The sequence below is a fragment of the Streptomyces sp. NPDC048565 genome (assembly GCF_040650935.1).
In the GTDB taxonomy this organism is placed as follows: domain Bacteria; phylum Actinomycetota; class Actinomycetes; order Streptomycetales; family Streptomycetaceae; genus Streptomyces.
The window spans coordinates 24,789-31,189 of sequence record NZ_JBEZIH010000047.1 but is presented as its reverse complement, the minus strand read 5'-3'; the positions used below and the strand labels follow the sequence as shown (position 1 = coordinate 31,189).

The following is a 6,401-nucleotide window of genomic DNA, read 5'->3' as shown; positions in this document are numbered from 1 at the left end:
TCGGGGCGACCCTCCGCCTTGCGATCGCACGCACCGGACGCCGCCGGGCCCGCCCTTCGGGCGGACGGCGCTACTTTCGAAACGCGCCCTAGCCGCCGTCCTCGGGACATGCGTGCTGGCGTCGTGCTCGGTCGCGGACGGAGCGCCCGCCGACGCCGGATCCGAGCGGCCGGCCGGGTCCCAGAGGCCTACCGGGTCCGCCGACGTGCTCCTGCCGACCGCAGGCATGGAGTACGACTACCAGATCGGCGAGGGGTACACGCCTCCCGAAGGGGTGCGGGCGGTGTCCCGCGACCGTGAGGACGAGCCTGCCCCGGGCCTGTACAACGTCTGTTACGTCAACGCGTTCCAGACACAGCCCGGCGCACTGCCGTGGTGGCAGGACACCCACCCCGGCCTCCTGCTGCGTGACGACGACGGGGAGCCGATCATCGACGAGGGCTGGGACGAAGTGCTTCTGGACACCTCGACGGCCGCCCGGCGCACCCAGCTCGCGGAGATCGTCGGGGACTGGATCGACGGCTGCGCGAAGAGCGGCTTCCAGGCGGTGGAGCCGGACAACCTCGACTCCTTCGAACGCTCGAAGGGCAGGCTGACGAAGGAGCACAACGCCGCCTTCGCCGAGACGCTGGCCGCACGGGCGCACAGCGACGGCCTCGCGATCGGACAGAAGAACACCACCGACCTGCTCGGACGGCACGCCGAGATCGGCTTCGACTTCGCGGTGACGGAGGAATGCGCCCAGTTCGACGAATGCGACGCGTACGCCGACGCGTACGAAGACCGGGTCTTCGCCGTCGAGTACGAGGGCGAGGGCGACGTGAGCTTCGAGGAGAGCTGCTCCACCTGGGGCGCCAGCATCTCCCTCGTCCTGCGGGACCTCGATGTGCGCCCCGCGGGTGCGAAGGGGTACGTCCGCCGGGCCTGCTGAGCACGCCGCGCTCAGGGACGCACCGAAGATCCGCGGGCCGGCACGGACCTCAGAAGTCCACCGGCTCGCGGATGCGCGGGCAGGTCATGCAGAGCCCGCCGCCGGCCATCGACGGCCGGGGGGAATCCCGGCGCGCCGAAGGCGTTGAACTCATACGTGAGCTCTTCCATCGCATCGACCCGGTTCTCCTTCCTCGACCGCTCCCGCACTCGCGAGGGCCACGACGGCCCGCAGGCGCTGCGGGACACCGTCACGCTGGCGGGTGAGGCCGAGGCCCTCGGCTACCACCGCTTCTGGGTGTCCGAGCACCACAGCGTGCCCGGGGTGGCGGGCTCGGCGCCGACCGTGCTGGCCGCCGCCGTCGCGGCCGCGACCTCCACCATCAGGGTCGGAACCGGCGGCGTGATGCTCCCGAACCATCAGCCCTTCGTCGTGGCCGAGCAGTTCGGGGTGCTCGCCTCGCTCTTCCCCGGCCGGATCGACATGGGGCTCGGGCGTTCGGTCGGCTTCACCGATGGGATCCGCAGGGCACTCGGCCGGGACAAGGAGGACGCCGACGCCTTCGCCGACCGGCTCGCCGAACTGCTCGGCTGGCTGGACGGCACCCAGCGGGCCCACCCTCAGGTCCACGCCCGCCCCGCGGAGGGGCTGCGCATCCCTGCGTACGTCCTGGCGACCGGCGAAGGCGCCGCCATCGCCGCGGCCGCCGGCCTGCCGCTCGTCATCGGTGATCTCCGCGGCCGGGACAAGCTGGTACGGGCGATCGAGGCCTACCGCGAGGGCTTCCGTCCTTCCGCCTGGGGCCGCGAGCCCTATGTGATCGTCGCGGGCACCGTCGCCGTCGCCGGCACCACGGAGCAGGCCCGGCGGCTCCTGGTCCCCGAAGCCTGGTCCATGGCGTACTCGCGCACCCACGGATCCTTTCCGCCGCTCGCGCCGGCCGAGCGGATCGAGGCCCTGGCCATGACGGAGAAGGAGCGGGGCCTGTTCGAGAACGGACTGCGGGGACATCTGGCAGGGACCGAGGACACCGTGGCGGCCGGGCTCGAACTGGTGATCAAGGAGACCGGCGCGGACGAGGTACTGGTCACCACCAGCACGTACGACCGCCCGGCGCTCGTGGACTCGCTGCGCCGCCTCGCCCGGATCGCGGGCCTGGGCCGGGAGTCTTCGCATCAGGCCTATTCCATGGGGTAGATGTCCCCGCTCGCCATGCCGCTGACCTGCACGCTCCGTGATTCGAGCCGGTGCGCTTCATCCCGCAGACGGCGGCGTTCCGCCGGATCCGTAGCCTGCTCGGCGGCCTTCTCAAGATCCTTGGTCCGGCCGCGCATCCGCTGGAGACGGTCCCGGACGTCTTCCTCCGGCTCGCTCATGATCACTCCCTGGCGCTGGACGGAGCGGACCCTTCCACCGAACCAGGCACCCGGGGGTGCGCGCATCTCGGCGGGGCCGCCGGAAGCGCGGAGTGACCGTGCGTGCGGACATCGGGCCGGTCCGTTTTACTCGAACCTGGAGAGATCGCCGGCTCCCCTGCGTACGACCTCCAGCTCGCCCCCCGAGAAGTCGATGACGGTCGTCGGCTCCGTACCGCAGTCGCCGGAATCGAGCACGATGTCCACGACGTGGTCGAGGCGCTCCTTGATCTCCCAGCCCTGCGTCAGCGGTTCCTCCTCGTCGGGCAGGAGCAGCGTGCTGGACAGCAGCGGCTCACCGAGCTCGGCCAGCAGCGCCTGTGTGACGGTGTGATCCGGGATCCGGACGCCGACCGTCTTCTTCTTGGGGTGCAGCAACTGACGCGGCACCTCTTTGGTGGCGGGGAGGATGAAGGTGTAACTCCCGGGCGTCGCCGCCTTGATCGCGCGGAAGACGTCGTTGTCGACCTGGACGAACTGGCCGAGCTGCGCGAAGTTCTGGCACACCAGGGTGAAGTGGTGGCGATCGTCGAGGTTCCGGATCGACCGGATGCGGTCGATTCCGTCGCGGCTGCCGAGCTGGCTGCCGAGGGCGTAACAGGAGTCGGTGGGATACGCGACGAGGGCGCCGGACCGGATGCTCTCGGCCACATTGGTGATGGTGCGGCGCTGCGGGTTCTCGGGGTGCACATCGAAGTACTTGGCCATTCGGGGAGTGTAAGGCCGCCGGACAGCACCGTGCCCCCGGCGTTCCCTCATCGTTCGGGGGATTGCCGGGGGACACGGGTTCACTCGTGGGCCGTCAGGCCCCGGACGCGTCCAGCATGTCCGTGCGCTCGACGACCTTGATGCGCTCACGACCCTGCTCGGCGCCGAGCGCCTGCTCGTGGGCGTTCAGGCGGTGCCAGCCCTCCTTGGTGGTGTACCGGACGCCGCGCTGCTCCAGGAAGTCGACGATCGCGTCCGGCGCCGGCTGCGTGGGGGCGGGCAGCCGTCCGGCGGCGTGGTCCTCCAGCAGGCAGGCCACGGTCTCGTTGGCGTCGCCCTTGGTGTGCCCGATCAGGCCGATCGGACCGCGCTTGATCCACCCGGTGACGTACACCGAGGGCATCTGCTCGTCGCCGGTCAGTACCCGTCCTGCCGCGTGCGGGACGGTGCCGGAGACCACGTCGAAGGGCAGCTTCGGGAGCTCCTGCGAGTAGTAGCCGACCGCGCGGTAGACGCTCTGCACGTCCCAGTCCGTGTGCCGGCCCGTGCCCTTGACGTTGCCCGTGCCGTCCAGCTCCGTGCGCTCGGTGCGCAGGGCGACGACGCGGCCGTCCTCGCCGACGACCTCGACCGGGGACTCGAAGAAGTGCAGGAACAGCTTGTGGGGGCGCTCGCCCACGTCGCGGATCGCCCAGTTCTCCAGCGTGGAGGCGACCATGTTGGCCTGCTTGTTCTCCCGGCGGGTGGCGATCGAGCCCGCGTCGTAGTCGATGTCCTCGGGATTGACGATGACCTCGATGTTCGGCGAGTGGTCCAGCTCGCGCAGCTCCATCGGGCTGAACTTCGCCTGGGCAGGCCCGCGCCGCCCGAAGACGTGCACCTCCAGCGCCTTGTTCGCCTTGAGCCCGTCGTGGACGTTCGCGGGGATCTCGGTCGGGAGCAGCTCGTCCGCCGTCTTCGCGAGGATGCGCGCGACGTCCAGGGCCACATTCCCGACACCGAGCACGGCGACCTTCTCGGCCTCCAGCGGCCAGGTGCGCGGGACCTCCGGGTGCCCGTCGTACCAGGCGACGAAGTCGGCGGCGCCGTAGGAGCCCTCGAACTCGATTCCGGGTATGTCGAGGGCGCGGTCGGCGTCGGCGCCGGTGGAGAAGATCACGGCGTCGTAGAAGGACCGCAGGTCGTCCAGGCCGATGTCGGCGGGGTAGTCGACGTTGCCGAACAGCCGCAGCTGCGGCTTGTCGAGGACCTGGTGCAGCGCCTTGACGATGCCTTTGATGCGCGGGTGGTCCGGAGCCACTCCGTACCGGATCAGGCCGAAGGGGGCGGGCATGCGCTCGAACAGGTCGATCGATACGCCCGGCTCCTGGGCGGCCTCGGACTTGAGAAGCGCGTCCGCTGCGTAGATTCCGGCAGGACCGGCTCCGACGATGGCGACGCGGACGGGGCGTGTCATGGAGTGATGTTCCTTAGGGCGGACGAACGCGGGCAGAGTACAGCGGGGTAAGGCTTGGCTTACTCCGCTGCCCCCACGGTACGGCCTGCGCATGAAAGTCCCTGGAGCGGGGCGAGTGCATAAATGGCAAATATGCGAACTTATGGGTATGAAGGGTGCCAGATTCTGTACGTGGATCTTTTCTGAGCTGTCTCACGGCGGTCCAAGAAATGAGACGGCAGGTCCCTGCGCATCTGCGGCGCACGTGGGAGCCATGATGGACGCACGACCGCAGTACTCCGACGAGAGGACATGTGCCATGCCGATCGAGGGCGAATACGAGCCGAGCCCGACGACGTGGGTCCGTGAGCAGGTCGAACTCATCGAGAGCTCCGGCGGAACGCAGGGGACGACCATGCGCGGCATGCCCGTCATCCTCCTGACGACGCGCGGCGCCAGGAGCGGCAAGCTCCGCAAGACCCCGCTCATGCGGGTCGAGCACGACGGGGAGTACGCCGTGGTCGCCTCCCTGGGCGGCGCCCCCAAGCACCCCGTCTGGTACTACAACGTGCGGGCCGACCCCGAGGTCGGGCTGCGGGACGGGACGGTGAGCCAGGACATGGTCGCCCGCGAGGTCACGGGCGAGGAGAAGGCCCTGTGGTGGGGCCGCGCGGTCGAGGCGTTCCCCGACTACGCCGACTACCAGACCAAGACCGACCGGGAGATCCCGGTCTTCGTCCTGTCCCCGGCCGGCCGGAGCTGACCGCCGGCGACCGGGCCCTTCCTGGCGACCGGCACCGGCCGGGACCCTGACTCGCGCGTGAGCCGGGACCCTGACTCGCGCGTGAGAACGGGACTCGCGGGTGAGGCGAGCCAAAGGGGTCCTGGCCGGGCCGGGTGCGTCCGTCAGGCCTTCAGCAGTCGGGGGAGCCGTGTGAGCTGCACGGCATGCTGGAACGGGCCACCGCCCTCGTGGTCGTTGAAGTCGTACACCTCGATCTCCTTCTCGGCGTGCGCGTAGGCGTTGAACGCGGCGAACACGGTGGACGGCGGGCAGGTCAGGTCTTCCATGGCCACGGAGAACAGCGCGGGCGCCCGTCCCCGCGCGGCGAAGTGGACCCCGTCGAAGTAGGCGAGCGTCCTCGCGGTCTGCTCGGCCTTGCCCCGGTGCGTCTTGAGGTAGTCGCCGATCTCGCGATAGGGCTTGCGGTCGGTCATCCGCGTCGCCCGGGGGAAGTCGCAGAGGAACGGTACATCCGGTGCCACGGCCGCGAGGTCCGGCACGAGCCCGCCGACCGCGAGCGCCAGTCCGCCGCCCTGGCTCGCGCCGACCGCCGCGGTGCGGGACGCGTCGGCCAGCGGGTGCGAGCGTGCCGCCTCCACCGCGCGTACGGCATCCGTGATCACCCTGCGGTAGTAGTAGGTGGTCGGGTCCTCTATGCCCTGGGTCATGAATCCGGGCAGGGAGGGGGCGGAGCCCACCGGGTCGGCGGTGTCGCCCGGGGCCCACCCGCTGCCCTGGCCGCGGGTGTCCATGACGAAGTGCGCCATGCCGGCGGAGGCCCAGAGCAGGTGTGTGTGGGGCAGACTCCGGCCTCCGCCGTATCCGACGAACTCCACCACCACCGGCACGGGTTCGGTGGTTCCGGCGGGTATCACGAACCATCCCTTGACGGGGTGGCCGCCGAAGCCGGCGAACGTGACGTCGTACACGTCGACCGTGACCAGGCCGATGTCGGTGCGCGGCTCGAAACGGGCGTCCAGATCGTGGGCCCTGGTCTCGTCGAGCGTGTCCGACCAGAAGGTGTCGAAGTCCTCGGGCTCCACCGACCTGCTGCGGTAGGCGTGCAGTTCATCGAGAGGGAGATCGAACAGGGCCATGTGGGACCGCCTCAAGCCGTGGGAAATGAAT

At 70.1% G+C, this 6,401-nt stretch carries 7 protein-coding genes; 3 read left to right on the top strand and 4 right to left on the bottom strand.

The window, feature by feature from the left end; translation table 11 throughout:
* The first annotated feature begins 112 nt into the window (after positions 1-112).
* A complete protein-coding gene (locus AB0C75_RS34935; protein WP_362896413.1) occupies positions 113-931 on the top strand; it encodes an endo alpha-1,4 polygalactosaminidase in 819 nt (272 codons plus the stop codon).
* A 156-nt stretch (positions 932-1,087) separates the two neighbouring features.
* A complete protein-coding gene (locus AB0C75_RS34930; RefSeq protein WP_362896411.1) occupies positions 1,088-2,128 on the top strand; it encodes an MsnO8 family LLM class oxidoreductase in 1,041 nt (346 codons plus the stop codon).
* Here AB0C75_RS34930 and AB0C75_RS34925 read toward each other — a convergent pair.
* From AB0C75_RS34925 to AB0C75_RS34915, 3 genes are all read right to left on the bottom strand, one after another.
* Entirely contained in the window at positions 2,113-2,307 is a 195-nt protein-coding gene (locus AB0C75_RS34925; protein WP_362896409.1) for a DUF6381 family protein, read from the bottom strand. The genes AB0C75_RS34930 and AB0C75_RS34925 overlap by 16 nt on opposite strands.
* A 126-nt stretch (positions 2,308-2,433) precedes the next feature.
* Positions 2,434-3,054 (bottom strand): L-threonylcarbamoyladenylate synthase, encoded by a 621-nt coding sequence (locus AB0C75_RS34920; RefSeq protein WP_362896407.1) that lies wholly within the window; start codon positions 3,052-3,054, stop codon positions 2,434-2,436.
* A 94-nt stretch (positions 3,055-3,148) separates the two neighbouring features.
* Complete coding sequence (locus AB0C75_RS34915) at positions 3,149-4,510, bottom strand: FAD-dependent oxidoreductase (RefSeq protein ID WP_362896405.1); 1,362 nt, start codon at positions 4,508-4,510, stop codon at positions 3,149-3,151.
* 298 nt (positions 4,511-4,808) lie between these two features.
* Between AB0C75_RS34915 and AB0C75_RS34910 the strand changes: the two genes are divergently transcribed.
* Positions 4,809-5,252: a nitroreductase family deazaflavin-dependent oxidoreductase gene (locus AB0C75_RS34910; protein WP_362896403.1), complete on the top strand. Its 444-nt coding sequence runs from the start codon at positions 4,809-4,811 to the stop codon at positions 5,250-5,252.
* Between the two features lie 143 nt (positions 5,253-5,395).
* On the opposite strand, the gene AB0C75_RS34905 is transcribed toward AB0C75_RS34910, so the two are convergent.
* Positions 5,396-6,370 carry an acetylxylan esterase gene (locus AB0C75_RS34905; RefSeq protein ID WP_362896401.1) on the bottom strand — a complete coding sequence of 325 codons (975 nt, stop codon included), beginning with the start codon at positions 6,368-6,370 and terminating at the stop codon, positions 5,396-5,398.
* Positions 6,371-6,401 lie beyond the last annotated feature (31 nt).

Excerpts from the sequence above, each read along its gene's own strand:
- AB0C75_RS34925 (WP_362896409.1), bottom strand. The coding sequence starts at position 2,307 with ATGAGCGAGCCGGAGGAAGACGTCCGGGACCGTCTCCAGCGGATGCGC.
- AB0C75_RS34920 (WP_362896407.1), bottom strand. The coding sequence starts at position 3,054 with ATGGCCAAGTACTTCGATGTGCACCCCGAGAACCCGCAGCGCCGCACC.
- AB0C75_RS34915 (WP_362896405.1), bottom strand. The coding sequence starts at position 4,510 with ATGACACGCCCCGTCCGCGTCGCCATCGTCGGAGCCGGTCCTGCCGGA.
- AB0C75_RS34910 (WP_362896403.1), top strand. The coding sequence starts at position 4,809 with ATGCCGATCGAGGGCGAATACGAGCCGAGCCCGACGACGTGGGTCCGT.
- AB0C75_RS34905 (WP_362896401.1), bottom strand. The coding sequence starts at position 6,370 with ATGGCCCTGTTCGATCTCCCTCTCGATGAACTGCACGCCTACCGCAGC.